Origin of the sequence: Curtobacterium sp. RIT-PI-V (assembly GCF_025642935.1) — a bacterium.
In the GTDB taxonomy this organism is placed as follows: domain Bacteria; phylum Actinomycetota; class Actinomycetes; order Actinomycetales; family Microbacteriaceae; genus Curtobacterium.
This window is the reverse complement of the sequence record NZ_JANZKM010000002.1, coordinates 53,614-77,456: the sequence shown is the minus strand read 5'-3', so window position 1 is coordinate 77,456 and position 23,843 is coordinate 53,614. Positions and strand designations below refer to the sequence as shown.

Genomic DNA, 23,843 nt, shown 5'->3' with positions numbered 1-23,843 from the left:
CGGCAGGACGCCCGTCGTCAGTCGCGGGTGGCGACGACCGTGTACGTCAGGGGGACCCGGTCGCGGTCGGCGTCGGGCCACGCCCACGAGCCGTCACCGGTGTCCTCCATGCGAGGACTGAAGCGCCAGGGCAGGGTGCGCCCCTCGTCCAGGCGGCGGAGTCGGAGTCCGGCGTCGAGCAGGGCGTTCACGATCTCGGACAGCGGGTGCGGCCACTCGAACGTGCGGGTGTTCGCCACGGTGCCGTCGCCCGCGTAGGTTCCGGCGTCGTCCCACTGCTGCGCGGTGCCGTCCGGGAAGTACCGGTACCGGGTGACGAGTTCGTCGGCGGTCTCGTCGAGGGCGTAGAGCGCGGGGTGGCCGTCGCGGATGAAGAACACCCCGCCCGGGCGCAGCAGGCCGGCGACCTGCGCTGCCCAGCGGTCCAGGTCGGGGAGCCAGCAGATCGTGCCGATGCTCGTGTAGACGACGTCGAAGTCGCCGGTGACCGCAGCGCGCGCATCGAGCACGTCGGTCTCCACCCAGGTGACGTCGAGTCCGAGCCGCGTCGCGAGGCCGGCGGCGGAGGCGAGCGCCGCGGGGGAGAAGTCGACACCGGTCAGTCGGGCGCCCTCTCGGGCGAGCGACACGGTGTCGGTGCCGATGTGGCACTGCAGGTGGCAGACGTCGAGGCCGGCGAGCGTGCCGTTCAGCAGCCACGGTGTCAACACCGGCAGGTCGTCGCGCACGACGTCGGAGCGGTGCGCCGGGTCGGACAGTTCGTCGACGGCGTAGGCGCCCTCGTGGATGGGGACCCGGTCGTCCCAGTTCGCCCGGTTCGTGTCGCGGGCGCGGTCCCAGTCGACGCTGACGTGATCCATGCTCATGCTGACGAGCCTAGGACAGCGACAGACCCAGCTTCCGTCCGGCCAGTCCGCGCCCCATCGTCGTGATGCCGTCAGCGATCGCGGCGAGTGCGACGGCTGCGGGGTCCTCCGGCGCGCCGAGCACGACCGGCAGGCCGGTGTCCCCGCCCTCGCGGAGCGGCACGGACAGCGGCACGCTGCCGAGCACCGGCACGGCGGCGTCCTGCCCGCGGGACAGCCGTGCGGCGGTCTCGGCGCCACCGCCCTCGCCGAACAGGTGCAGGACCGAGCCGTCGGGCTGCACGAGCCCGGCCATGTTCTCGATGACCCCGATCACCCGCTGGCCGGTCTGCCGTGCGACGATCCCGCTGCGCTCGGCGACGTCGGCCGCAGCGGCCTGGGGGGTGGTGACGACCAAGACCTCGGCGTGCGGGAGGAGCTGGCCGACCGAGATCGCGACGTCACCGGTACCGGGCGGCAGGTCGAGCAGGAGCACGTCCAGGTCGCCGAAGAACACGTCGGTCAGGAACTGGTTCACGGTGCGGTGCAGCATCGGGCCGCGCCAGGACACCGCGGTGGAGGCGTCGTCGACGAACATGCCGATCGACACGACCTTCACGTCGTGGGCGACGGGCGGCAGGATCATGCTGTCCACCCGGGTCGGACGCGGCGCGACGCCGTGCTCGTCGGTCAGGCCCATCAGTCCGGGGATGCTGAAGCCGTGGACGTCCACGTCGACGATCCCGACCCGCAGGCCGCGGCGGGCGAGCGCGACGGCGAGGTTGGCGGTGACCGTCGACTTGCCGACACCGCCCTTGCCGCTCGTGACGGCGATCACCCGGGTGAGCGAGTCCGCCGTGAACTGGACGCCGTTCGGCCGGCCGGCCCGCAGCCGTTCGGTCAGCGCGGCACGCGTCGCGGGGGCCATCACCGACACGTCGACGTCGACCGACGACACCCCGTCCACGGAACCGGCGGCGACGCGCACGTCGCGCTCGATGGTGTCGGCGGCGGGGCACCCCACGATCGTGAGCTGCAGGTCGACGCGCACCGCGCCTCCTTGCTGCACGTCGACACCACGGATCATGTCGAGCTCCGTGACGGGCCGACGGATCTCGGGGTCGATCACGCGGCCGAGCGCAGCGAGGACCGCCGTGCCCAGCTGCTCGTCGGCGGGGGCCGCGTCAGCCACGGGTGGAGCTGCCGGGCTCGTTCGCGTAGCCGGCGTCGTCGGCATCGCGCCGGTCGAGTTCCTCGAGCAGGGACCGCAGCTCGGCACGGATGAAGTCCTTGGACGCCATGTCGCGCATCGCCAGCCGGAGCGCGACGACCTCGCGCGCCAGGTACTCGGTGTCCGCCAGGTTGCGCTCCGCACGCTGCCGGTCCTGCTCGAACTGCACGCGGTCGCGGTCGTCCTGCCGGTTCTGCGCGAGCAGGATGAGCGGGGCGGCGTACGAGGCCTGCAGCGACAGCACCAGGGTCAGCGCGGTGAAGCCGATCGCGGCGGAGTCGAACTGCCACGGCTTCGGCGCGAGGGTGTTGTACCCCATCCAGACCACGCAGAACAGGGTGAGGCCGATGAGGAACCACGGCGTGCCCATGCCCCGCGCGATGCCCTCGGTCGCGCGACCGAACGTGTCACCGCGTCCGCCGCGGCGGCGGGTCGGGAGCACGCGCGTGCGCATGCCCTTGGGGGAGTCGAGGCGGACGTCGGAGCGCTCGCGATCACGACGGTTCTCATCCGTTCGGGCCACGGGTGGTCCTCCTTCCCGTCGTCACGGGTGTCTTGCGCGGGCGTTGGCGTGGAAGCGGTGAGGGTTCCCCCTCGCCCTGACTTCGCCAGTCGTCCGGCAGGACGTGGTCGAGGACATCGTCGATCGTCACCACCCCGACGAGGCGGTGGGCGTCGTCGACCACGGGGACGGACAGCAGGTTGTAGGTCGCCATCACGCGGGTGACCTCGGCGGCGCTCGCGTCGACCCGGACCGGTTCGGTCTGCTGGTCGATGAGCGTGCCGAGCCGTTCGTTCGGCGGGTAGCGGAGCATGCGCTGGAAGTGCACCAGCCCCAGGAACCGACCGGTCGGCGGCTCGTACGGCGGCAGCGTGACGCACACCGCGGCGCCGAGCACCGGCGCGAGGTCGTGGCGGCGGACGAGTGCGAGCCCCTCGGCGACGGTCGCGTCGGCGGAGACGATGACGGGCTCGGTGGTCATCAGACCACCGGCGGTGTCCGGCTCGTACTCCAGGAGCATGCGGACGTCCTGCGCCTCCTCCGGCTCCATGAGCTGCAGGAGCGCCTCGCTCCGTTCGTCGGAGAACTGCGCGAGGACGTCGGCGGCGTCGTCCGGCTGCATCTGGTCGAGCACGTCGGCCGCACGGGAGTCCTCGAGCCGCGACAGGATCTCGACGCGCTCCTGGTCGGGCATCTCCTCGAGCACGTCGGCCAGTCGGTCGTCGGGGAGCTCTTCGGCGACCTCGAACCGGCGTTCCTCCGGCAGGTCGAGCAGCGTGCTCGCCAGGTCGGCGGGTACCAGGTCGGAGTACGCGGCGATGACGTGCTCGGCGGACTGGGCCTCGCCGGGGAGCTCGTCCTCGGTGACCTCGTTCCACGTCGCGAACGTCGTCGGGCCCTTGCCGAACGGCGACGGGGTGGTCTTCGGCTTGCGGAGGAAGAGCTGCGCGACCTCCCAGTCGCCCTGCCCACGGTCCTCGATCGCGACGTCCTCGATGGTGGCGCGGATCCGCTGGTTCTTGATGAGCACCTTGCGACCGAGCATCTCGGCGATCACCCGGACCTCGCCGCCGCGCTGCTCGAAGCGGCGCATGTTGACGAGCCCGGTGGTGATGACCTGGCCGGCACCGATCGAGGTGATGCGGCCGACGCTGACGAAGATGCGGCGCTTGCCCGGTACCTCGACGATCAACCCCACGACGTGCGGGGGATCGGCCCGGCGGTAGACCACCAGGACGTCCCGGACCTTGCCCACGCGGTCGCCCGCGGGGTCGAAGACGGAGCACCCGGCGAGGCGGGCGACGAAGACCTTCGTGGCGCTCACCCGACCCAGCGTAGTCGGTTGCGTGCTGGCGCTTCCCCGGCGGTGCACGTGCGATTGCAAGGTGCGCGGTGAATGATGGCTGTGTGAGCAATCAGAGTCCCTTCGCCGGCAGGACCGCCCAGGCCTTCCCGACGCTGCCCAAGGGCGACGTCCTCGGCACGTACGACAGCTACCCCGATGCGCAGCGCGTCGTCGCGAAGCTCGCCGACGCCGACTTCCCGGTCAACCAGCTCTCGATCGTGGGCAACGACCTGAAGACCGTCGAGCGCGTCACCGGCAAGATGACCTACGGCCGTGCAGCCATCGCCGGAGCACTGTCCGGTCTCTGGCTCGGCATCTTCTTCGGCATCGTGCTCACCCTGTTCTCGCCGAGCGCCGGCGGCCTGATCCTCGCCGCCGCGATCATCGGCGCCGCGTTCGGCATGCTCTACGGCATCGTCTCGTTCGCGATCACCAAGCGGCAGCGCGACTTCACGAGCGTCCACCAGGTGCTCGCCACGAACTACCAGATCGTCGTCAACCCGCAGCTGACCGGTCAGGCGCAGCGGATCCTCGGCGAGCACGGCGCGACGCCGTCCACGCACTGGAACGAGCAGCCCCAGCAGGGCGCTCCAGGAGCGCCCGTGCAGGGACAGCAGCCGTGGCGTCCCGCCCCGCCGCAGCAGTCGCCGTACGGCGGACACGCCACACCCCACCAGCAGCCGGGAGGCCCGCAGCAGCCCGGCACGTCGGCCCCCGGCGGGCAGGCGGATGCGCCCACGGCCCCGCCGCGCTACGGCACCAACGACGGGCCCCGGTACGGGGAGAACGCGGACCCGGCCGCCGCCGCCCCCGCGGACCGTCCGACCTCGGGTGGGCCGGCGATCCCCGAGCGTCGTCCGCAGGACCCGCCGCAGTACGGCGAGCGGGTGCCCGGTGCGACGCCGCCGGCACCGGCTGCCCCGCCGTCGCCGTCGACTGAGTCGTCTCAGTCGTCTCCGAAGGGTGACGAGCGCGCCTGACGCCTGCGTGCTCGGGGCCGATGTGCTCGGGCTACAGCACCTTCGAGTAGCAGATCGACAGCGGGGCGCCGACGTACGGGCCGAAGTTGGCGATGCGCGTGAAGCCCTCGCGCTCGTAGAACCCGACGGCGCGCTTCTGCTCGTTCCCGGTCTCGAGCACGAGCGCCGGTGACCCGAGGTCGAGCGCGGCCTCTTCGAGCCGGCGCAGCAGCGCGGCCGCCACACCCGAGCCGCGGGACTCCGGCCGGACGTACATGCGCTTGATCTCGGTGATGCCGTCGGCGACGACCCGCAGCCCGCCGCACGCCAACGGCGTGCCGGCCTGGTCGCGCGCCACGAAGAACACCGCGATGGAGTCGGCCGTCGGCTTCTCGCCGGGTTCGGTGTCGCCGCCGTAGGCACGGTCGATCTCCAGGCGCTGTGCGGCTCGGAGTCGCTGCGCATCGGGGGAGTCGAAGTGCTCGACCTCGATCGAGAACTGCGGCGTGCGGGAGTCGGTGGAGGCGTCGGGCGTCGTCACCCGCTCAGGCTAGCGGCCGGAGCGGGCGATCCACCCCTCCACTTCCGAGGGGGTCCGGGGGATGCCGATCGACAGGTTCTCGGCGCCGTCCGCGGTGACCAGGATGTCGTCCTCGATCCGGACGCCGATGCCGCGGAACTCCTCGGGCACCGTCAGGTCGTCCTGCTGGAAGTACAGACCGGGCTCGATCGTGAACACCATGCCGGGCTGCACGACGCCGTCGATGTACATCTCGCGACGGGCCTTCGCGCAGTCGTGCACGTCGAGGCCGAGGTGGTGGCTCGTGCCGTGCACCATGTAGCGGCGGTGGAACTGGTTGTCCGGCTCGAGCGACTCTTCTGCCGAGACGGGCAGGAAGCCCCACTCGGCGGTCTTGCGGGCGATGACCTCCATCGCCGTGGCGTGCACCTGGCGGAACGTGATGCCCGGCTTGACGATCGCGAACGCGGCGTCCGCCGCTTCGAGCACGGCGTCGTAGACCATGCGCTGCACGGGGGAGAACGTGCCGCTGACCGGCAGCGTGCGGGTGATGTCGGCCGTGTAGAACGTGTCGACCTCGACCCCGGCGTCGATGAGGATCAGGTCGCCCGGCTGCACGGCGCCGTCGTTCCGGGTCCAGTGCAGGATGCAGGCGTGGTGGCCGGAGGCGGCGATGGTGTCGTACCCGACCGTGTTGCCGTCGGCACGAGCCCGGCGGTTGAAGGTGCCCTCGACGATGCGCTCGCCCCGGGGGTGTGCCAGGACGGCGTCGAAGTCGGCGATCACGTCGTCGAAGCCGTGCTTGGTGGCGTCGACGGCCTTGCGGAGCTCACTGACCTCGTACGCGTCCTTCACCAGGCGCTGCTCGGACAGGTCGCGGGCGAGGACGTCGTCGGTCGCCGGTGCGTCGTCGGTCTCCGGTGCGCCGCCGACGGCCCTGCCGAGTCGTGCGTCGAGGGTGCGGGTCAGGTCGTCGTCGGCCTCGCGCACGAGCAGTGCCGAGGCGTCGAGCCCGTCGGCGACGTCCGGGAAGGCACCGAGGTCGGCCGTGGCCAGCCCGAGGTCGGCAGCGACGGCGTCGAGCGAGGGACGCGGGCCGACCCAGAACTCGCCGATCTCGGGGTTCGCGTAGAACTCTTCCGAATCACGACCGGCCGTGGCACGGAAGTAGAGCGTGGCGTCGTGCCCGGAGCCGTTCGGCGTCATCACGAGGACGGAGCCGACGACGGTGTCGGTGCCCCATCCGGTCAGGTGAGCGAACGTGGAGTGCGGGCGGAACGGGTAGTCGCAGTCGTTCGAGCGGACCTTGGCCTGCCCGGCGGGGACGACGATCGTGCGGCCCGGGTGCAGCTCGGAGATGCGGGCACGACGCTCGGCGGCGAAGGCGGCCTGTTCGCGGGGCTCGGGGATCGTCTGCTCGCGGTCGGCCCACTGCGACCCGATGAAGTCCTTGAAGGTCGAGGACCCGGGGGTCGTGGAACGGTTGCTCGTCGCGCGGGGAGTCGTGTCGGCCATGCCCCCATCATCGCACCGCGCTGCACCGGCGTCCTGTGCGGCCCCTCACCTGTGGATAGCATTGTCGACGTGCCCGACCCGTTCATCGACCTGCACGCGCACTCGAGTGTCTCCGACGGCACCGAGCAACCCGCGGAGCTCGTCCGAGCGGCCGCGGCCGCCGGCCTGGACGCCGTCGCGCTCACCGACCACGACACGACCGCCGGCTGGGCCGACGCGTCCGGGTCCGCGCGCGAGCTGCCACTGACGCTCCTGCCGGGTCTCGAGCTCAGCACGCGCATCGGCTTCCGCAGCGTGCACGTCCTCGGCTACCTGGTCGATCCGCACGACCCGGGCCTGGTCGAGGAGACCGACCGCATCCGCTCCGGCCGCCTCTCCCGCGCGCACCGCATGGTCGACCGCATCGGCGAGGACCACCCGATCACCTGGGCCGACGTGCTGGCGCAGGCGAGTCCCGGGGCCACCATCGGCCGCCCGCACATCGCCGACGCGCTCGTCGCGCGGGGCCTCGAGTCCGACCGGAGCGCGGCCTTCCGCGGCATCCTGCACCCGGCGTCCGGCTACTACGAACCGCACGAGGCGCCGTCGCCCCTACGCGGCGTCGAACTCATCCGACAGGCGGGCGGTGTGCCGGTCATCGCGCACCCGGCGGCCTCGTCGCGGGGCATCGTCATCGACGAGCCGATGCTCCGCGACCTCGTCGACGCCGGGCTCGGCGGGCTCGAGGTCGACCACCGCGAGAACCTCGCGCACGGCAAGCGCACCCTGCTCGACTGGGCATCGCGCTACGGTCTGTTCGTCACCGGTTCGAGCGACTACCACGGCACGGGCAAGCCGAACCGGCTCGGCGAGCACCGGACGGCGCGGGCCGCGTTCGACGCCATCCTGTCCGAGGCCACCGGCAGCGCGCCCGTGGTCGGCCCCGGTTCGCGCCTGTCCTGACCCGAGGGCCGTCACCACCAGCCCGAGACTCACGTTCAGCGACAGTTCTCGTGTCCGCGGACGCGAGGAATGTCGCTCAGCCCGAGTCTCGGGGTGGGGACGACGAAGGGCCCGTCGCGTCAGCGACGGACCCTTCGGTCTGGAGGCGCTACTCGCCGTCCGACGAACCCTGCGGTGCCGAGGCGGTCGCCGAGGCATCGCCGGTGCCGGCCCCGCGACGGCGGCGACGACGGCGACGCTTCGCGGCGCCGTCGGTGGTCCCGCCCTCGGTGGCCGACGTGTCGTCGGCGGGCGCGGAGGTCGGAGCCGCGGACTCGGTGGCGGGAGCCTGCGAGGCGGGCTGCTCAGAGCCTCCTGACCGGGTGCGACTGCGCGACCGCGAGCGCGACGCGTCACGCGGACCGGAGGCCGGACGGTCGCTGCTGCGCTTCTCGGCGGGGGCGCCGGCCGACGCGGCGTGCGACGAGGCACCGGGCAGACGGCCCTTGGTGCCCTTCGGGATGTCGAGCTCCTCGAACAGGTGCGGCGACGACGAGTAGGTCTCGACGGGCTCGGGGATGCCGAACTCGAGGGCCTTGTCGATCAGCGTCCACTTGTGCAGGTCGTCCCAGTCGACGAACGTGACCGCGATGCCGGTCTTGCCGGCACGGCCGGTGCGGCCGGCGCGGTGCAGGTACGTGTCCGGGTCGTCCGGGATCGTGTGGTTGATGACGTGCGTGACGTCGTCCACGTCGATGCCGCGGGCGGCGACGTCGGTGGCGATGAGCACGTCGCGCTTGCCGGCCTTGAAGGCGGCCATCGCGCGCTCGCGCTGCTCCTGGTTGAGGTCGCCGTGCACCGCTGCGGCGTTGAACCCGCGGTCCTTGAGCTCCTCGACCAGCTTCGCCGCCGCACGCTTGGTGCGCGTGAAGATCACGGTCTTGCCGCGGCCCTCGGCCTGGAGGATGCGGGCGATGACCTCGTCCTTGTCCAGGGAGTGCGCGCGGTAGATGAGGTGCTTGATGTTGGCCTGCATGAGGCCCTCGTCCGGGTCGGTCGCCCGGATGTGCACCGGACGGCTCATGAACCGGCGGGCGAGGGCGACGATCGGCGCGGGCATCGTGGCCGAGAACAGCATCGTGTGCCGCACCTCGGGGATGGCCTGGAAGATGCGCTCGATGTCCGACAGGAAGCCCAGGTCGAGCATGCGGTCGGCCTCGTCGAGGACGACTTCCTGCACGTGGGACAGGTCGAGGAGTCGCTGGCGCTGCAGGTCGATGAGGCGCCCGGGCGTGCCGACGACGATCTGGGCGCCGGCCTTGAGCTGCTCGATCTGGCCCTCGTACGCCTTGCCGCCGTAGATCGCCGCGATGGTGGTCGGACGGTTCGAGGTGGCGACCTCGAGGTCCTCGGTCACCTGGACCGCGAGTTCACGGGTCGGGACGACGACGAGGGCCTTGACACCGGGGGCCGGGTCGGCACCGAGTCGCTGGATGAGGGGGAGGCCGAACCCGAAGGTCTTGCCCGTACCGGTCTTGGCCTGGCCGATGATGTCCTGGCCGGTGAGGGCGAGCGGGATCGTCTGCTGCTGGATCGGGAAGGGCTCGAGGATGCCCTTGCCCGCGAGCGCGTCGACGATGTCCTGCTCGATGGAGAGGTCTGCGAAAGTCAAAGAATCACCTTAGTTCTGGTGGAAGTCCGGGCCAGTCTACCGATGGGCGGGTGGAGCGGGGCGCGAGGCGGTTCCCGCTATGCTCTCCGGGTGGTGTCGTGGTGGAACCGGAAGCGCGCGGCGCAGCTCGCAGCAGCGTGGCTCGCGTCGCGGAACCCGCGGAACGCAAGCCAGGTCAAGCGTCTGGCGCTCGACGACGTCACCCCCGAGCTCGACGTCTACCTGGGGCAGGCCGCGTACCTGCAGCTCTCCGTCTACGAGACGATGGGCCGTGCCGGTGCCTCGGCGCCGACCCTGTCCGGCCGCCTGGTGACCGGTGTGCTCGCGACGACGGCGCTCGACCGGCACCGCACGATCGTCGCCGAGATCGAACGGAACGGTTCGGACCCGGCGGAGCTCATGGCGCCGCACCGCGAGGCGATCGACCGGTTCCTCGAGCGCACCAGCGGCGCCGACTGGTACGAGTCGATGCTCACCGGTTACGTCACGGCAGGCATCCTGAACGACCTGTTCGGCAACCTGCTGCGGTCGCTGCCGAACGACGTGCGGCAGCGCTTGCGCTCCGTGTTCGACGCGCGTGAGGAACCCGCGGTCGTCGAGGAACTGACCGCCCGGATCGAGGACGATCCCGAGGTCGGCTCGCGCCTGGCGATGTGGGGCCGGCGCCTGGTCGGGGACACGCTGCTCGTGGCACGGTCGGCGCTGGCGTCGCACGCGCGCGAGGACCAGGAGCGGCTCGAGCCGGTCTGGACCGAACTGATCGCGGCGCACACCCGGCGGATGGACGCACTCGGCCTGACGGCCTAGGCCCCGCGGGCCTTGAGTCGTTCGTAGTACTCGACGTCGCTCTTGTCGCGACGCGTCCCGAGCAGCCACTCGACGACGAGGGCGACGACGCCCGCGCCGACCAGGGACACGACCCAGATCCAGGTGGCGTCGTACCGCCACCCGGCCCAGGTCAGTGCCTCCCACAGCACGGCAGCGGCGATGCCGCCCACGGCGGGCCCGATCAGGACGCCACGACTGGCGCGCCACGGCAGGACCACGTGCGCGATCCCACCGATGATCAGGCCGCCGAGGACGGCGAAGAGCAGTTCCACGTCGTCAGGCGACGAAGCCGATGCGGCGTGCCTCTTCCGCGCCGACCTCGACGTACGCCAGGGCGGCGACCGGAACGATGAAGCGACGGCCCTTGTCGTCCTGGAGCGACAGGTGCGTCGCCTTCGACGCGAGGGCCTCAGACACGGCCTTCTCGATCTCGTCGGCGGTCTGGGCGGTCTCGAACGCGATCTCGCGCGGGCTGTTGATGATGCCGATCTTGATGTCCACGAGCACAGCGTATCCGAGCGGTCCCGGAGGACATCGGACGTTCGCCGCGGGCGCACTCGGCGGCCCGGGTACGCGCCGCGCCCGCGCCGAGCCGGGTGGTGTCGGCGGTCGTGGGTACCGTACGAGCGTGCCGCAGACCACGCTGACGCCAGCCCCCGCAGACGTCGGCGTCGCACGCGCCCTGGTCGACGACCCGTCCCAGACCGCCGTGCTCGCGCTGCCCGACGGCCGGCACGCGGCGGTCATCGGCGCCCCCGGCACGGGCAAGACGACCACGCTCGCCCGGCTCGTCGCCGACCGGTTGCGCCGACCGGGCGCGATCAGCCCCGACGGGCACGCCACCGTGCTCGCGCTGACCTCGTCGCGGACCGCTGCGACCGCCCTGCGTGACCGCCTCGCCGCTGCCGTCGACCGCGTGGTGCCCGGGGCGCTCGCCCGGACCGTGAACTCGTTGGCCTTCCAGATCGTCGCGCACGCCGCCGCGGTCCAGGGACAGGAAGCGCCCACGCTGCTGACCGGTGGCGAGCAGGACCGCATCATCGCCGACCTGCTCGCCGGCCACGAGCTGGATGGCACTGGTCCGGACTGGCCCGAACCGATCACCGCGGTGGTGCGCGAGCGCGCCGGATTCCGGACCGCGCTGCGCGACGTCATGATGCGTGCGGTCGCGGCGGGCGTCGAGCCCGAGGACATGCGCGAGCTCGGGGACGAGGGCGGTCGACCCGAGTGGCGGGCGGTCGGTGACTTCGTCGACGAGTACCGGGCCTCGGTCACCGCGTTCCGCGCGACCAGCCTCGACTCCGGCGAGCTCGTCGCGTTTGCCACCGCGGCCGTGCTGCGCGGTGAGCTGCCCGCGAGCATCGCAGCCCTCGGACTCATCGTGGTCGACGACACCCAGGAACTCGTCGAGGGCGAGGTGGCACTGCTCGGTGCGCTCGCCCGGTCCGGCGTGCAGGTCGTGGCGTTCGGCGACCCGGACATCGCCGCCTCGGCGTTCCGCGGAGCCGAGCCGGACGTGCTCGGGCGCCTGGCCGTGCGACTCGGCGTGGACCGGGTCGACGAACTCTTCCTCGGCACCGTGCACCGGTACCCCGCGCCGATCCGGTCGCTGGTCTCGGGGATCACGGGGCGCATCGGCACGGCAGCGGCCGGTCGGCAGCGCGCCGCGACGGCGAGCGACGAGGACGCCCGAGCAGACGCCGTCGTGCACCTCGAGGCGGCGAGCCGCTCGGCGCTGCTCGTGGCCGTCGCGCGGAGGCTCCGGGAGCACCGCCTGCTCGATGGTGTGCCGTGGCACCGGATGGCCGTCGTCACCCGCAGCGGTGCCGCGATCCCCGAGCTCGTCCGTGCGCTCTCGGTGGCCGAGGTCCCCGCGACCGCCGGTGCCGCGCCCGTCCGCCCCCGTGACGACTCGGCGGCGCGGGCGCTGCTCGACGCCGCGGCGGTCGCCCTCGGGGTCCTGCCCCTCGACGCCGCCCTGGCCACGGCGTTCGCCACCGGGCCGCTCGGCGGGCTCGACACCCTGGCGATGCGCCGGCTGCGGCTCGCCCTGCGGCGTGAAGAGCTGGCCGGCGACGGCACCCGCACGGCCGACGAGCTCCTGATCGACGCGCTCGGTGCCCCGGAGCGTCTGGCCACGGTCGACGCCGGCTTCGCCAGACGGGCGACCCGACTCGCACGCAGCCTGGTGCAGGCACACGCCGACGCCGAGGCCGGATCGAGCATCGAGGAGATCCTCTGGGGCCTGTGGGAGCGCAGCGGCCTCGCGAAGTCGTGGGGCGGGCAGTCCGCGGCCGGCGGGGTCGGAGCCGGCGAAGCCGACCGGCACCTCGACGCCGTCGTCGGCCTGTTCACCGCCGCCAAGCGGTTCGTCGAACGCACCCCGGACGCCCCGGCCCGGGTGTTCGTCGACGACCTGCTCGGCGCCGACCTACCCGAGGACTCCATCGGACCCGACCGCACCGCCGGCCGGGTGCGGGTGCTCACCCCCTCGGCGACGATCGGACTCGAGTGCGACGTCGTCGTGGTGCTCGGACTGCAGGACGGCGTGTGGCCGAACACCCGGGTGCGCGGCATTCTGCTCGACCCGGACGGGCTGGTCCGCGCGGCTTCCGGGGCCGAGCGTTCGCCGATCGACGACCGCGCCGCTGTGGTCGCCGACGAACTCCGCCTGTTCGCCCGCGCCGTCTCCCGCGCGACCACGCAGGTCGTGATCGGCACCGTCGCCAACGACGACGAGTCCCCGTCGCCGTTCGTCCGCCTGGTGCCGGTGCCGCCGGACCGGCAGCCGACCGTGCACCCGCTGTCCCTGCGCGGCCTGGCCGGGTCCCTGCGGCGGCGCGTGGTGCTCTCCGGCGACCACGAGGCCGCCTCGGCGCTCGCCCGACTGGCCGAGGCCGAGGTCCCCGGGGCCGCTCCGGACGACTGGTACGGCCTCGCCGAGCCCACCACCGACGAGCCTCTGGTCGACCTCGACGCCGACCCGGCCACAGAGGTCGAGGGCGGCGAACCCGTCGCCCCGACGGTGTCCGTCTCGCCGTCGCGCATCGGCACGTTCGAGGAGTGCCCCGTGCACTGGTTCGTGCAGACCTTCGGCGGCGGTGCACCGAGTCCTGCGATGGGGATCGGCACGATCGTGCACGAGGCCATGGAGCACGCGACCGAGATCGACGTCGAGTCGCTGTGGGAGCGGGTCGAGGCCCGGTGGGACGAACTGACCTTCGAGTCGCCGTGGGTGGCCGATCGGGAGCGCGCACGCACCCGCCGCATGATCGAGGGGCTCAGTGACTACCTGCGGACCTTCGCGGGCGCCGGCCGCCGGTTGCTCGGCGCCGAGACCTCGTTCGCCCTGGTCACCGGCCCCGCCCGGATGCGCGGCAGCATCGACCGCATCGAGGTCGACCCCGAGGGCCGCGTCAGCGTCGTGGACCTGAAGACCGGACGCTCGATGCCGAGCGAGAAGAACGACATGCCGGAGCACCCGCAGCTCGGCGCGTACCAGCTGGCGATCGAGGACGGCGCGGTCGAGGGCGTGCCCGCCGGCTCGGCCATGACGGACGCCCGACTGGTCTTCGTGCAGAACCCCCGCGGCGGGCGGGCCTACTCGGAGCGCACCCAGCACGCGTTCGACGCCGAGGCGCGCGACGCCTACCGGGAGCGCCTGCACGGAGTCGCGCGCGGCATGGCCGGACGGACCTTCCTGGCGAACGTGGACGACCACTGCGAGAAGGCCCGGACCGGCGTCGAGTGCCGCATCCACGTGGTCTCGGAGGTGACCTGGTGACCGAAACGACCGACACGACGGACACGACGAGCACGACGGACACGACGAGCACGACGGACACGACGGGCACGACGGGCACGACGGACACGACGGACACGACTGCCGCGCCCGGACCCGCCGCGCCCGCGATCCGGCACGGGGCCGACGCCATCGCCGACGCCCTCGGCCGCCCGCGTCCGACCGCACAGCAGCGCGCCGTCATCGAGTCCCCGCTCGCCCCCGCCCTCGTCGTCGCCGGAGCCGGCAGCGGCAAGACCGAGACGATGGCGTCGCGGGTGGTCTGGTTGCTCGCGAACGGCATGGTCCGCCCCGACGAGGTCCTCGGTCTGACCTTCACGCGCAAGGCCGCCGGCGAGCTCTCGGTGCGCATCAACGACCGCATCCGTGCGCTCGAGGACGTCGGCCTGATCACCCCGGGCGACGCCTTCGAAGCGCCAACGGTCTCGACCTACAACGCGTTCGCCAACGCCGTCTTCCGCGAGAACGCCCTGCTCGTCGGGCGCGACGGCGAATCCCAGGTCCTGACCGAACCGTCCGCCTGGCAGCTCGCCCGCCGCGTCGTGGTGGCCGCGCGTGACGACCGACTGGCCGGACTCGACCGCGACGTCGACACCCTCACCGCGGTCGTCGTGGCGCTCGCGGGCGCCACGTCCGAGCACCTCGTCGAACCGGAGGACCTCCGCCGCTTCGCCGTCGAGTTCTCCGACCTGCTCGAACTGCCCGGCAACCGGGGCAAGCCCTACAAGGCGATCACCGACGCCGTCGCCGCGATCGGTGCACTGGAACCCCTGGCCGACCTGGTCGCGGAGTTCCGGCGGCAGAAGGTCGACCGCGGCTTCGTCGAGTTCTCCGACCAGATCGCGCTGGCGCTCGCCGCGGCCGAGTCCGCGCCGCGGGTGGTCACGGACCTGCGGCAGCGGTTCGGCGTCGTGCTGCTCGACGAGTACCAGGACACCTCGGTGGTGCAGACCCGGTTCCTCGCCCGGCTGTTCCGCGGGCACTCGGTGATGGCCGTGGGCGACCCGCACCAGTCGATCTACGGGTTCCGCGGTGCGAGCGCCGCGAACCTCGCACGCTTCCCGCACGACTTCGGCGGCACCGATCCGGGTGCGGTCCGGCCCGTGACGTTCGCGCTGTCGACGAGCTGGCGGAACCCGGTCGACGTCCTCGCGGGGGCGAACGCGATCGTGGCACCGCTGTCCGAGGCGTCCGAGGTCGACGTCGAGCGCCTGTCACCACGACCCGGTGCGGACGCCGGGACGGTCCGGGTGGAGTTCCCGGAGACCCTGCCGGAAGAGGCCGACGCGGTCGCCGCGTGGTTCCAGGACCACCGGAAGCGGAACCCGACCGGGTCGATGGCCCTGCTGCTCCGCGCCCGCAAGGACCTGGCGTCGTTCACCGCGGCGCTCGGAGCGCGCGCGGTGCCCTTCCACGTGCTCGGCACCGGCGGCCTGCTCCAGCGCCCCGAGATCGTGGACCTGGTCGCCTGCCTGCGGGTGCTGCACGACCCGGCTGCCGGCAACGACCTCATCCGGTTGCTCGCGGGCGCCCGGTGGCGGGTGGGCGCAGCGGACGTCGTCGCCCTGCACCACCTCGCGCGGTGGCTGTTCCAGCGCGACCACACCCAGCAGCGGCTCGACGACGAACTGACGGCGGCGTTCCGCGCCTCGGTGGCTGCGGGGGAGCACGGTTCGATCGTCGACGCCCTGGACTTCGTGGCCACCGCGCCGGACGAGCACGGCGCGCTCGAGGGCATCACACCCGCCGGCCGCAGCCGGATGCGTGCGCTCGGCGCGCAGCTCGCGATGCTGCGGTCGCGGGCCGGCAGCGACCTGGTCGACTTCGTGACGCTCGTGGTGCAGGAGATGCGGCTCGACATCGAGGTCGCGGCGCACGAGCAGGGCAGCGGGGCGTACCTGGACGCCTTCATCGACGAGCTCGCCGGGTTCGTCTCCACTGACGACCGCGCCGACCTCGGCTCGTTCCTGGGCTGGATCGACGCCGCCGCCCGTCGTGACGACATGGGCCCGCGCTCCGAGGAACCCGAAGCCGGCACGGTCCAGATCCTGACGATCCACGGGTCGAAGGGCCTCGAGTGGGACGCCGTCGCGGTGCCGCGCATGGTCGAGGGCGGGTTGCCCGCCCGGCCACAGGAAGGTTCGTCCGGGTGGCTCGGCTTCGGCCGTCTGCCGTACGAGTTCCGCGGGGACGGCGCCGAGCTGCCGAGCCTGGCGTGGCGCGGGCAGGAGACCCAGAAGGACGTCACGACCGCGATCGACGCCTTCAAGGAGCAGGTGAAGGCCCGCAACGAGGACGAGGAACGCCGACTCACGTACGTCGCGTTGACCCGTGCCCGGCACGACCTGCTCGTGTCCGGTTCGTTCTGGGCCGGCGGCGTGCGCCCCACCGAGCCGAGTCGGTACCTGCACGACCTGGTCGAGGCCGGGGTCGTCGACGGCACCGCGATCCCGGAGAGCACCGTGCACGACGAGAACCCCCTCGGCGAGGACGGCGCCCAGCAGCTCTGGCCGCACGTGCCGTTCGGGCAGCGGGCGCCTCGTGTGCTGGCGGCGGCCGAGCGGGTGCGGAACGCCAACCCCGGTGCCTCCGGCCGGTACGCGGCCGACATCGACCTGCTGCTCGCCGAACGACTAGCGACCCGGAACGCGAAGCATGCGGTCGTGGTCCCGCACCGCGTGCCGGCCTCCGGCTTCAAGGACTACCTGACCGAGCCGGACAAGGTGGCCGAACGCCTGCGTCGGCCGATGCCGGAGCGTCCGTACCGAGCGACCCGGCTCGGCACGCTCTTCCACCAGTGGGTGGAGCAGCGTGCCCGCACGGGCGGGTCGCTCGAGACCCTCGACGTGTGGGGCGACGAGCTCGACCTCGACGCCGACGACCTGCTCGACGCCTCGCCCGACGCCGTGGTCACGGACGACGACGCCCGACGGCTGGCGGACTTCCAGGCCACCTTCGCCCGCTCACGGTGGGCCGGCCGCACGCCGGTGGAGGTCGAGCGGGAGATCCACATCCCGTTCCTCGGGCACAGCGTCGTCTGCAAGCTCGACGCCGTCTACGAGATCGACGGGCGTGCCGAGGTCGTCGACTGGAAGACGGGCAAGGCGCCGTCCGGTGCCGACGACCTGGCGCGACGGACGCTGCAGCTCGCCCTCTACCGGGTGGCGTACGCCGAGTTCACCGGTCGACCGCTCGACCAGGTGGATGCCGTGTTCTACTTCGTCGCGGACGACCTCGAGGTGCGTCCGACCGAGCTGCTGGACCGTGCCGGACTCGAGCGCGCCTGGACGGCTGCGATCGGCTGACGGACCCTCGGGCCACCGAACCGCCGGGTCGCCGGGTCGCGGCTGGTCGGCGACGTACCGCCCGGCAGACGTGACCGCTCGGCGGAGCGCCCCGCGCCCGTCCGGCGACGCACTGGAGGCCCGGTGCCGGTCCGCCGGACCGGCACCGGGCCTCCAGGCGTTCGCGGACACCGCTTCTCAGGCGACCGACGTCGGCCGCTCGACCGACACGTGGGGTCAGCCGTGTCGGCGTTCGGTCGACGACAGCAACTGCTCGACCTCGCCGATCTCCATCGTCTCGGGGGACACCGACTGCAGCGGCTCCGCGCTCGGCGCGTGCACCGCGTCGACCAGCCGGTGCATCATCGCGACCGCGTCGTCGACGACCTCGGTGCTCTTCGCCTGCACGCCGTGCAACAGCCAGTGCGCCGTCTCGAGTTCGTGGTGCACGCGGGCGCGCTGCGCGAGCTGGCGGTCGCGGCCGCCGCCGTTCGCCTCGTAGGCGCTGAGGACGGTGTCGAAGGCGTCGCGTCGACCGGCGAGCACCCACGCGAGGTCCTTCGCCGGGTCGCCGAGTCGGAGCTCGCCCCAGTCGAGGACCCCACTGACGGCATCGCCGTCGACGAGCAGCACGCCGGTGCCGATCGAACCGTGCACGACGGTGGGGGTGAACTGCCACAGCTGCTGGTCGCGCGCGGCACCCTCCCACCGTTCGACCAGGGCGGCGGGCACGAGCTTGGTGGCGACGGCGCGGTCCATCACGGACACGGCGGAGCGCAGCACCTCGAACGGGGTGAGCGACGGCAGGCCGGCGTCCGAGACGAAGCTCGTCGGCAGCTGGTGGATCGCGGCGAGGGCGCGGCCGACGCTCGTGGCGAGTTCGGGGCGCTCGGCGAACGACGCGAGCGTCGGGTGCGCGCCCGGCAGCCGGGTGGTGACGATGGCGCGGGTCGATCCGATCGGCGCCTGACCGCGGTACTCGGCCACACCGAACGGGAGGCGCGTGCGGATCCCGGCGCTCAGCGCACGGATCGCGACGAGGTCGGCCGACTGTCGGGCTTCCGCCCGCTGGTTCCGGGGACGTCGGATGACCGTCTCGGCGCCGTCGGCGTCGCGGAGGAGAGCCGACTCGTAGTCGCCGGCCGCGGCCGAGCCGAGCGTGCGCGTGCCCGTGACGACGAGACCGGGCACGGCCGTCGTCGCCAACGCGGCTAGAGTGAACTGGGATCCCGCCATGCCCCTCAGGGTAGGTGCGTGACGCCTGCACCGGTGCACGCCACGCTGTTCCCGAAGCCTTCCCAGCACGCCTTGCCCGCAGGCCCCGCCTGCACCCGAACCGAGGAGCCCTCTGCCGTGACCGTCGAGTTCGCCTCCCGGCTCCCGCTGTCCCGAAACGAACTCGACCGCGACGCCGAGTTCCGCACGACGCCGGACCTCGACCGGGTCCTGCGCGAGGACTCCGCGACCCGGTACCTGCCGGTGCACGGCTCGGAGATGCTCCGGAACGCCGACGGCACCCTGCGGTTCGTGACCGCGGCCGACGTGCCCGACGGCACCGTGACGCTGTACCTCGGCCGCGCGGTGTCCGACGCTGCCGACGCCCCCGCCGGCACCCGCTTCGTCGCGGCCCTCGTCGACGACGCCACCGCGTCGGCCATCGAACCGTTCGACGACGCGTGGGAGAGCCTGCGCATGTTCGGCACCGAGCTGTCCCCGCGCGACCAGGGCCTGGCGGTCGAGGCCGTGGCGATGGCGAACTGGCACGCCGTCCACGGTTTCTCGCCCCGCACCGGGTCCGCGACCGACGTCGTCACCGGCGGCTGGGTGCGCCGTGACCCCGAAGGACACGAGCACTTCCCGCGCACCGACGCCGCGATCATCGTCGGTGTCGTCGACGCCGACGACCGCATCCTGCTCGGCTCGAACGCCGCGTGGGACGCCGACCGCTACTCGCTGCTCGCCGGGTTCGTCGAACCGGGGGAGTCGCTCGAGGACGCCGTCCGCCGCGAGGTCTTCGAGGAGTCCGGCGTGCACGTCGAGGAGCCCGAGTACCTCGGCTCGCAGCCGTGGCCGTTCCCCGCGTCGCTGATGGTCGGCTTCCGTGCCCGCGCGGTGGACGGCGACCCGTCGACCGCGCGGCCCGACGGCGTCGAGATCCTCGACGTGCGCTGGTTCTCGCGCGAGGACATCCGGGACCGTGCGGGGGACACCCTGCTGCTGCCTGGTCGGACCTCGATCGCCCGCGCCATCATCGAGGAGTGGTACGGCGGGCCGCTGGACCTGCCGTGAGCAGCGTTGGTCGTGGGCCGGTGCCGGCTGGCGCTGGTCCGGGCGGTTCGGTCGGGTCGGCCGGTCCGGCCGAGGTCCGTCCGCCGTCGCCCGATGAGCTCCTCGCCGCCCTCGACACCGAGCAGCGCACGGTCGCCCGGACCCTGCTCGGCCCCGTCGCGGTCCTGGCGGGCGCCGGCACCGGCAAGACCCGTGCGATCACCCACCGCATCGCCTACGGGGTCGCGACCGGCACCTACGCGCCGAACCACGTCCTCGCGCTGACGTTCACCACCCGCGCCGCAGGGGAGCTGCGGTCGCGGCTCCGCTCGCTCGGCGCCGGCACGGTGCAGGCGCGCACCTTCCACGCCGCGGCGATGGCGCAGCTCAGCTACTTCTGGCCGGACACCGTCGGGGGGCACGCACCGAAGATCGTCGAGTCCAAGGGCCGGATGATCGCGCACGCCGCGGACACCGTCGGCATGTCGGTCGACACCCCGGTGCTGCGCGACCTGGCCGCCGAGGTCGAGTGGCGCAAGGTGCAGATGCTCTCGCTCGAGGAGTACGAGGCCGCCGCCGCCGAACGCGTGATGCCGCGCGACACCTCGCCGCGCCGGGTGATCGACCTGATGAAGGCCTACGAGCGCCTGAAGGACGACCGTCGGCAGCTCGACTTCGAGGACGTCCTGCTCGCCACGCTCGGCATGGTCGAGTCGGAGCCGCGGGTCGCGTCCTACGTGCGGCAGCAGTACCGGTTCTTCGTCGTCGACGAGTACCAGGACGTCTCGCCCGTGCAGCACGACCTGCTGCGCGCTTGGCTCGGCGGCCGCGACGACCTGTGCGTCGTCGGCGATGCCAGTCAGACGATCTACTCGTTCGCCGGCGCCTCGAGCGACTACCTGCTCGGCTTCGGCTCGGAGTTCCCCCGCGGCTCGGTCGTGCGACTCGAGCGGAACTACCGCTCCACCCGCGAGGTCGTGCACGCTGCCAACGCCCTGATGCGCGGGCAACCTGGCGCGCTCGACCTGGTCGCCCAGACGGAAGAGCCCGGCCCCGACCCCGTCGTGGTGCCGTGCGTGCACGACGGCGACGAGGCGCAGACCATCGCCCGACGGATCGCGGAACTCGTCGCCGGCGGGGCGTCGTACGGCGACTGCGCGGTGCTGTTCCGCGTCGGCGCCCAGTCCGCGGCCCTCGAATCCGCGCTCGGACGCAACGGCATCCCCTACCGGGTGCAGGGCGGCACGCGCTTCTTCAACCGGCCCGAGGTGAAGCTCGCCGTGCACCACATGCGCGGCGAGGCGATCCGGCAGACCGACGACGAACTGACGCGCCGTGTCCGCCTCGTGCTGCAGGTCAGCGGGTGGACGTCGACCGCCCCCGAGGGCACCGGCGCCGTCCGCGACCAGTGGGAAGCCCTGCAGGCGATCATGGGCCTCGCCGAGGACGCCCCCGCCGGCACGACCATGCAGCAGTTCACCCAGGACCTGGTGGACCGTGCCGCGACCCACCACGAGCCCGAGGTCGACGCCGTCACCCTGGCGACCCTGCACTCGTCCAAGGGGCTCGAGTGGCCGAACGTGGTCATCGCCGGTGCGGCCGAGGGACTCCTGCCGATCTCGCACGCCATCACCGACACCGAGGTCGACGAGGAACGGCGCCTGTTCTACGTCGGCCTGACCCGTGCGCGGCGGACCGTGACGATCACGTGGTCGAGACAGGGTTCCACGCGTGGGGGAGCCCGCGCTCCGAGTCGGTTCCTGGCAGCGCTCGGCACGCGCACCGCGGATGGAGCGGCACCGACCACCGGCTGACGGCCAGGTCGTCGCGGTCGAACACCACCTGGTCCGGGTCGGCACGTTGCGACCGGAGCGGCAGGCGCTGCACGAGCAGCCGGGTGGCGGCCGCGGCCACCGCGGCGGACCGCCACGGTGACAGCGGCGCCGGTGGTCGTCCCCACAGCTGCGACGCGATCGCCGGCCACGCCGGGTCGTCGTCCACGCGTGCGAACTCCGCGCACTGGAGGCACGGGCCGGCTCCCGGGACCACGAACGGGCCGAGGCGGATGCGGCCGTCGCCCACCACGACGGCCAGGTGCGGCACGCCCCTGCGGGTCCAGGCGGCGCGGAGCGCCGGGTCGACGACGTGGTCGGCGACCACCACGGCGAGTCGGGGCTCGTGCTCCGGCAGGTCGACGGGGCCGCCCCGCCGCGACGAGGTCCGCGCGACGGTCACGCCCTCGCCGGAAAGGTGCGCCGCGATCGTGTCAGCCAGCACGCCGGACCCGTGCACCTCGACCCGCTCGAGCGGTTCGGGCAGGACGTCGATCACCGCGGGGGACGCCGCACCGAGCACCCGCGCGGCGACGTCCGGTGGGCAGCCCGAGGTGACGGCGAGGCCGCTCAGCGCCTCGCGCCCCGTCTCACGCCGGAGTGCGCTGAGGAACCGTTCCTCGCCCGTGGTCGGGACGTCGACGACGGCACGAGGCGGATCGACCCCGAGCTGCACCGTCGTCGGGTCGCGCCAGACGAACTCGAGTGTCGGATCGATGCGGATGCCCATGACCCCACGGTGCCCGACTCGGGGGCACGCGTGGGGCCGGGTGGTGGATCTGTGGAGAACTCGGCGGCGCTGGACTCAGCGGGGCTGGTCGCCGGGGCGGTCCTCGTCCGTGCCGCTCTCGTCGGTGCCCGTTCCGTCGGTGCCCGGGGCGCCGTCGTCGATCCGACCGGACTCGTCCTCGTGCGGACGGGCGCCGGTGGCGTCGTTGAGGAGGTCCTCGAGCGCCTTGTCGAACGCGTCGTCCTCCTCCGTCTGCGCGGGGTTCCGCAGGCGGGCGACCAGGGCGTCCGGCGCGTCGACGTCCTCGGACGTGGGGACCAGGTCGAAGTGCGACCAGAGCGCGTCACGCTGCTCGGCACCGAGTTCGTCCGTCACCCGCTGCCACATCGCGGCGGCCTCGCGCAGACGGCGGGGTCGGAGTTCGAGGCCGACGAGCGTCGCGAACGCGGACTCGGCGGGTCCTCCGGCTGCCCGGCGACGGCGGACCATCTCGGCGATGGCGCCGCTCTTCGGCAGCCGGACGGTGGCGGCGGCGGTCACCGTGTCGACCCAGCCCTCGACGAGCGCGAGCATGGTCTCGAGTCGTGCCAGCGCGGTGTCCTGGTCGGGCGTGCGCGGCGGGATGAGCGCACCCGAGGCGAGCGCGTCGCGCAGCTGCTCCTGGTTGGTCGGGTCGATGTCCGCGGCGAGCTCCTCGACGCGGTCGAAGGGGATGTGGATGCCCCGGGCGTAGTCCGTGATCGACGAGATGATGTGCAGTCGCAGCCACCGTGCCGAGCGGAAGAGCCGTGCGTGGGCGAGTTCGCGGACCGCCAGGTAGATGCGGACCTCGTCCTCGGAGACGTCGAGTCCCTCGGCGAACTCGGCCACGTTCTGCGGCAGGAGTGCAGCGACCTGCTCGTCCAGCAGCGGGACACCGACGTCGCCGCCGGACACCACCTCCTTCGACAGCTGACCGACGACCTGGCCGAGCTGGATGGCGAAGAGGGCACCGCCGACACCGCGCATCGCCTTCGAGACGTCGCCGAGCATCGCCTTGAGTTCTTCCGGAGCACGCTGGTCGATGGCCTCGGTCAGGGCATCGGCGATGCTGAAGGCCACGGGCTCGGCGATCTGGGTCCACACCGGAACCGTCGCCTTCGCCCACTGCTCCCGCGTGTACAGGCTCGGGGTGGCGGTGAGCTCGGCCACGGTCGTGACCTCGTCCAACCAGAGGGCGGCGACCTGGAACGCCTGGTCGGCCGCCTGCGAGGCCACCGGGTCGACGGCGTGGCCGCCTTCACGGGCGATCGCGGTGGCGCGCTCGGCGGTCGCGGAGAAGTCGATGCCGTCGCCGCCGGACTGCGCGGCACGCTGCAGCTGACTCATCAGGTTCGCGACGAAGGCCGGGTCGTTCGGCAGGCCGGCTGCACCGGCGAGCTGCGACGGGTCGATCTGGCCCTCGCCCGAGAGCAGCTTGCGCAGCATCTCCTGGAAGTCGTCGTCCGGCCCCGGCTGTGGTTCATCAGGCATGCCGACTACGCTAATCGCTGCTCACGGGGCCGCACCTGGGATGCCCCCGTGGGAACGCCCGAACCGCTGCGCCGAGG

At 72.8% G+C, this 23,843-nt stretch carries 19 protein-coding genes; 7 read left to right on the top strand and 12 right to left on the bottom strand.

The genetic code is table 11. The features are described from left to right. Positions 1-17: 17 nt before the first annotated feature. The 4 genes from OGL88_RS02485 to OGL88_RS02470 are packed head-to-tail and all read right to left on the bottom strand — an operon-like array spanning position 18 to position 3,902. Complete coding sequence (locus OGL88_RS02485) at positions 18-866, bottom strand: class I SAM-dependent methyltransferase (protein ID WP_263089428.1); 849 nt, start codon at positions 864-866, stop codon at positions 18-20. A gap of 10 nt (positions 867-876) precedes the next feature. Further along, positions 877-2,082 (bottom strand): Mrp/NBP35 family ATP-binding protein, encoded by a 1,206-nt coding sequence (locus OGL88_RS02480; protein ID WP_276582764.1) that lies wholly within the window; start codon positions 2,080-2,082, stop codon positions 877-879. Further along, entirely contained in the window at positions 2,030-2,530 is a 501-nt protein-coding gene (locus tag OGL88_RS02475) for a DUF1003 domain-containing protein (RefSeq protein ID WP_111085044.1), read from the bottom strand. The genes OGL88_RS02480 and OGL88_RS02475 overlap by 53 nt, the downstream gene beginning before the upstream one ends. A gap of 52 nt (positions 2,531-2,582) precedes the next feature. Beyond that, on the bottom strand, positions 2,583-3,902 hold the full coding sequence (locus tag OGL88_RS02470) for a magnesium transporter MgtE N-terminal domain-containing protein (RefSeq protein WP_111084991.1): 1,320 nt from the start codon (positions 3,900-3,902) through the stop codon (positions 2,583-2,585). 83 nt (positions 3,903-3,985) lie between these two features. On the opposite strand from OGL88_RS02470, the gene OGL88_RS02465 reads away from it, so the two are divergent. Then, on the top strand, positions 3,986-4,903 hold the full coding sequence (locus OGL88_RS02465; protein ID WP_263089426.1) for a general stress protein: 918 nt from the start codon (positions 3,986-3,988) through the stop codon (positions 4,901-4,903). Between the two features lie 31 nt (positions 4,904-4,934). Here OGL88_RS02465 and OGL88_RS02460 read toward each other — a convergent pair whose 3' ends face one another. Next, the gene (locus OGL88_RS02460) at positions 4,935-5,423 is read right to left on the bottom strand and encodes a GNAT family N-acetyltransferase (RefSeq protein ID WP_263089425.1); all 489 of its coding nucleotides are present in this window, start codon (positions 5,421-5,423) and stop codon (positions 4,935-4,937) included. Positions 5,424-5,432: 9 nt separating this feature from the next. Continuing rightward, positions 5,433-6,917: an aminopeptidase P family protein gene (locus tag OGL88_RS02455; RefSeq protein WP_263089424.1), complete on the bottom strand. Its 1,485-nt coding sequence runs from the start codon at positions 6,915-6,917 to the stop codon at positions 5,433-5,435. 69 nt (positions 6,918-6,986) lie between these two features. On the opposite strand from OGL88_RS02455, the gene OGL88_RS02450 reads away from it, so the two are divergent. Next, positions 6,987-7,859: a PHP domain-containing protein gene (locus OGL88_RS02450; protein WP_263089423.1), complete on the top strand. Its 873-nt coding sequence runs from the start codon at positions 6,987-6,989 to the stop codon at positions 7,857-7,859. Positions 7,860-8,007: 148 nt separating this feature from the next. Here OGL88_RS02450 and OGL88_RS02445 read toward each other — a convergent pair whose 3' ends face one another. Continuing rightward, complete coding sequence (locus tag OGL88_RS02445) at positions 8,008-9,510, bottom strand: DEAD/DEAH box helicase (protein ID WP_263089422.1); 1,503 nt, start codon at positions 9,508-9,510, stop codon at positions 8,008-8,010. Between the two features lie 90 nt (positions 9,511-9,600). On the opposite strand from OGL88_RS02445, the gene OGL88_RS02440 reads away from it, so the two are divergent. Further along, the gene (locus OGL88_RS02440; protein ID WP_235035842.1) at positions 9,601-10,317 is read left to right on the top strand and encodes a ferritin-like fold-containing protein; all 717 of its coding nucleotides are present in this window, start codon (positions 9,601-9,603) and stop codon (positions 10,315-10,317) included. Here OGL88_RS02440 and OGL88_RS02435 read toward each other — a convergent pair. Together OGL88_RS02435 and OGL88_RS02430 are read right to left on the bottom strand one after the other, a co-directional pair. Further along, positions 10,314-10,610, bottom strand: coding sequence for a hypothetical protein (locus tag OGL88_RS02435; RefSeq protein ID WP_263089421.1), 297 nt, complete (start codon positions 10,608-10,610; stop codon positions 10,314-10,316). The genes OGL88_RS02440 and OGL88_RS02435 overlap by 4 nt on opposite strands. 4 nt (positions 10,611-10,614) lie before the next feature. Beyond that, positions 10,615-10,839, bottom strand: a complete 225-nt coding sequence (locus OGL88_RS02430; protein WP_205464140.1) for a DUF3107 domain-containing protein — start codon at positions 10,837-10,839, stop codon at positions 10,615-10,617. A gap of 127 nt (positions 10,840-10,966) precedes the next feature. Here OGL88_RS02430 and OGL88_RS02425 point away from each other — a divergent pair, with 127 nt between their 5' ends. Next, the gene (locus tag OGL88_RS02425; protein WP_263089420.1) at positions 10,967-14,122 is read left to right on the top strand and encodes a UrvD/REP family ATP-dependent DNA helicase; all 3,156 of its coding nucleotides are present in this window, start codon (positions 10,967-10,969) and stop codon (positions 14,120-14,122) included. Further along, on the top strand, positions 14,119-17,445 hold the full coding sequence (locus OGL88_RS02420; RefSeq protein WP_263089419.1) for an ATP-dependent DNA helicase: 3,327 nt from the start codon (positions 14,119-14,121) through the stop codon (positions 17,443-17,445). The genes OGL88_RS02425 and OGL88_RS02420 overlap by 4 nt, the downstream gene beginning before the upstream one ends. Before the next feature lie 216 nt (positions 17,446-17,661). Here OGL88_RS02420 and OGL88_RS02415 read toward each other — a convergent pair whose 3' ends face one another. After that, a complete protein-coding gene (locus OGL88_RS02415; protein WP_263089418.1) occupies positions 17,662-18,660 on the bottom strand; it encodes a phosphotransferase in 999 nt (332 codons plus the stop codon). A gap of 117 nt (positions 18,661-18,777) precedes the next feature. Here OGL88_RS02415 and nudC point away from each other — a divergent pair, with 117 nt between their 5' ends. Further along, entirely contained in the window at positions 18,778-19,713 is a 936-nt protein-coding gene (gene nudC / locus OGL88_RS02410; protein WP_263089417.1) for an NAD(+) diphosphatase, read from the top strand. Continuing rightward, positions 19,710-21,506 carry an ATP-dependent helicase gene (locus OGL88_RS02405; protein ID WP_263089416.1) on the top strand — a complete coding sequence of 599 codons (1,797 nt, stop codon included), beginning with the start codon at positions 19,710-19,712 and terminating at the stop codon, positions 21,504-21,506. Before nudC ends, OGL88_RS02405 begins: the two co-directional genes overlap by 4 nt. Here OGL88_RS02405 and OGL88_RS02400 read toward each other — a convergent pair. Further along, positions 21,397-22,254, bottom strand: a complete 858-nt coding sequence (locus tag OGL88_RS02400; RefSeq protein ID WP_263089415.1) for a hypothetical protein — start codon at positions 22,252-22,254, stop codon at positions 21,397-21,399. The two genes, OGL88_RS02405 and OGL88_RS02400, sit on opposite strands and share 110 nt — an antisense overlap. Before the next feature lie 75 nt (positions 22,255-22,329). After that, positions 22,330-23,766: a zinc-dependent metalloprotease gene (locus tag OGL88_RS02395; RefSeq protein WP_263089414.1), complete on the bottom strand. Its 1,437-nt coding sequence runs from the start codon at positions 23,764-23,766 to the stop codon at positions 22,330-22,332. Between the last annotated feature and the right edge of the window lie 77 nt (positions 23,767-23,843).